Annotated in this window: 2 protein-coding genes; both read left to right on the forward strand. The window is 72.0% G+C overall.

Annotated features, from left to right (window positions below; all coding sequences use genetic code 11):
- Nucleotides 1-1,678, forward strand: a 1,678-nt coding sequence (locus tag SACPADRAFT_RS0210505; protein WP_007027110.1) for a steroid-24-oyl-CoA synthetase, incomplete at its 5' end; no start/stop codon positions are given.
- 140 nt (nt 1,679-1,818) lie between these two features.
- On the forward strand, nt 1,819-2,820 hold the full coding sequence (locus tag SACPADRAFT_RS0210510; protein WP_233357157.1) for an ABC transporter permease: 1,002 nt from the start codon (nt 1,819-1,821) through the stop codon (nt 2,818-2,820).
- The last annotated feature ends 96 nt before the right edge of the window (nt 2,821-2,916 follow it).

Here is a 2,916-nt window from a genome sequence, read left to right on the forward strand (position 1 = left end):
GGAGCGCGCGGCCGCGGTGGCGCGGCTGACCGGACCGGGTTCGCCCTTCGAGGTGCGCACCGAGCCGGTGCGCGGCAGGCCGATGCGCGTGTTCCGGCACCGCAGACGTTCGCTGCGGGAACTGCTCGACGCCTCGACGGCGCACGGTGCCGCGGAGTACCTCGTCTGCGGCGGGCGGCGGGTCACCTTCGCCGCGCACCATGCGGCCGTGGCCTCGGTGGCGCACGCGCTGCGCACCCGGTACGGGATCCGCCGGGGTGACCGGGTGGCGATCCTGGCGGCGAACAGCGCCGAATGGATCATGATGTTCTGGGCCTCGGCCGCGCTCGGCGCGGTCACGGTGGGGATGAACTCGCTGTGGTCGGCCCGCGAGATCGCCCATGGCGTCGCCGACAGCACCCCCTCGGTGATCGTGGCCGATGACCGGCGCCGTGCCCTGCTCGGCGCGGTGGACGTGCCGGTGCTGTCGATCGAGCACGACCTCGGGGAACTCGCCGCCGCCCACCCGGACGCCGGGTTGCCGGATTCCGGGTGGGCCGGAGACCGTCCCGTCGAGGACGATCCCGCGGTGATCCTCTACACCTCCGGCACGACCGGCCGTGCCAAGGGGGCGGTGCACTCCCACCGCAACGTCCTCGCCGCCTGCGACTTCCACCTGTTCAACGATGCGCTGGCCGCCGAGCTGGGCCGCCCGCCGGGACGGCGGCGGTTCCTGTTGGCGACGCCGTTGTTCCACATCGCGGCCCTGCACAACCTCGTCGTCCCGCGGTTGGCCGCGGGCGACACCGCGGTGCTCCACACCGGACGGTTCGAGGTGGACAGGGTGCTGCGGTTGATCGAACGGGAGCGGGTCACGAACTGGGGAGCGGTGCCCACGATGGTGCGCCGGGTGCTCGAACACACCGACCTCACCGACTACGACCTGTCCAGCCTGACGAGCCTGTCGCTGAACTCGGCACCGTCGTCGCGGGCACTGTTCGACCGGGTGCGCCGGGCCCTGCCCGGTACGGCCGCGGCACTGGGCACCAGCTACGGACTCACCGAGACCGCGACCGGGGCGACCGTCGCCACGGCCGCCGATCTCGCCGAGGATCCGGACACCGTGGGGCGCCCGGTGATCAATGTGGATGTCGAGATCCGGGACGCCGACGGGAATCCGGTTCCGGACGGGGTGGAGGGCGAGATCCACGTGCGCGGTGCGCAGGTCATGCTCGGGTACTGGAACCGGCCGGACGCCACGGCCGGGGCGTTCGGGGCGGACGGCTGGCTGCGTACCGGGGACCTGGGCACGCTGGTCGGCGGCAGACTGCGGATCAGCAGCAGGCGGTCGGACCTCATCCTGCGCGGCGGGGAGAACGTCTACCCCGTCGAGGTGGAACACGCGCTGGCCGAACACCCCCGGGTGTCCGAGGCCGTCGTGCTCGGCACCCCACACCCCGACCTCGGCGAGGAGGTCACCGCCGTCGTGGTGACCGCCCCCACCCCGGCACCCCCGGACGGCACGACCCCGGACGGAGCGGTGCCGGGGGACGTGGACGACGACACGCTGTCGACGTTCGTCGCCGACCGTCTGGCCCGCTACAAGGTCCCCACCCGCTGGCTGATCACCACCACCCCCCTCCCGCGCAACGCCACCGGCAAGGTCGAGCGCCCCACCGTGCGCACCTGGTTGCCGTGAAGGGCACCTTCCCTGCGTGAGCGGCCGTGAGGGGCACTTTCCCTGCGCGTGACGCAGCGAAAGTGCCCCTCACGGCAACCTCCCGGGGCGCTCCCGGGGCGCTCCCGTTGAGTGGGACCGTCGGCCCCGGGGTGGGGACGGTGCGGTTGTCTCCGGGGATCGAACACCTCCGTAAGGAAGGTTCCACGATGGTGTGGACCGCGTTGCGGCGCCTGGGCGAACTGGTGATCGTGCTGTTCCTCGTCAGCGCGGGCACGTTCGCACTGGTGTCGCTGATGCCGGGTGACCCGGCCGTCACGGTGCTCGGCGAGGGGCACGCCGAGCACGAGTACGCGGCGGTGCGGGCGGACATGGGGCTGGACGACCCGTTGCCCGAGCGCTACGTCGACTGGCTCGGCTCGGCGCTGCGGGGTGACCTCGGCACCTCGGTCGTCCCGCCGTACAGTGGGATCAGCGAGCGGATCGGTGCGGCACTGCCGGTGAGCGTGGAACTGGCGGTGCTCGGCCTGGGCATGGCGCTCGTGCTGTCGATCCCCCTGGCGATGTGGTCGGCCTACCACGCGGGTGGCCGGGTGGACCGGCTGATCAGTGCGGGCACCTTCGGCATGCTCTCGGTGCCCAGTTTCCTCGCCGGCCTCCTGGTGATCATGGTGTTCGCCAACGGGCTCGGCTGGTTCCCGCGGGCGGAATGGGTGCGTCCCGGCGAGGGGCTGGTCGCCAACCTCCACCACGCCTTCCTGCCCGCCCTGACGATCGCGCTGGCCGAAACGGCCCTGTTCACCCGGGTCCTGCGCAACGACCTGATCACCACGCTGCGCGAGGACTACATCCTCTCGGCGCGCGCCAAGGGCATGTCCACGGTGCACATCCTGCTCAGCGACGCGCTGCGGCCCTCGTCGTTCTCCCTGATCACGGTCCTGGGCCTCAGTCTCGGCAGGCTGATCGGCAGCACCGTGATCGTGGAGTACCTGTTCGCCCTGCCCGGGATGGGGTCGTTGGTGATCAACGCGGCGAACGAGGGCGACTTCCCGATGGTGCAGGGCGCGGTCCTGGTGATCGCCTGCATCTACGTGCTCACCAACACGGTGGTCGACCTCTCGTACCACTACCTCGACCCACGGATCAGGCGGGCCCATGTCTGAGGACACGCGACAGCAGGCGCACCCGGCGGCGACATCCGCGGCACCGGCGGGGCGGGACCCGCGGTCCCGTCCGGGCCGGGACCGGCCCGGCACGCT

The sequence above is a fragment of the Saccharomonospora iraqiensis subsp. paurometabolica YIM 90007 genome, assembly GCF_000231035.2.
Classification (GTDB): Bacteria; Actinomycetota; Actinomycetes; order Mycobacteriales; family Pseudonocardiaceae; genus Saccharomonospora; species Saccharomonospora paurometabolica.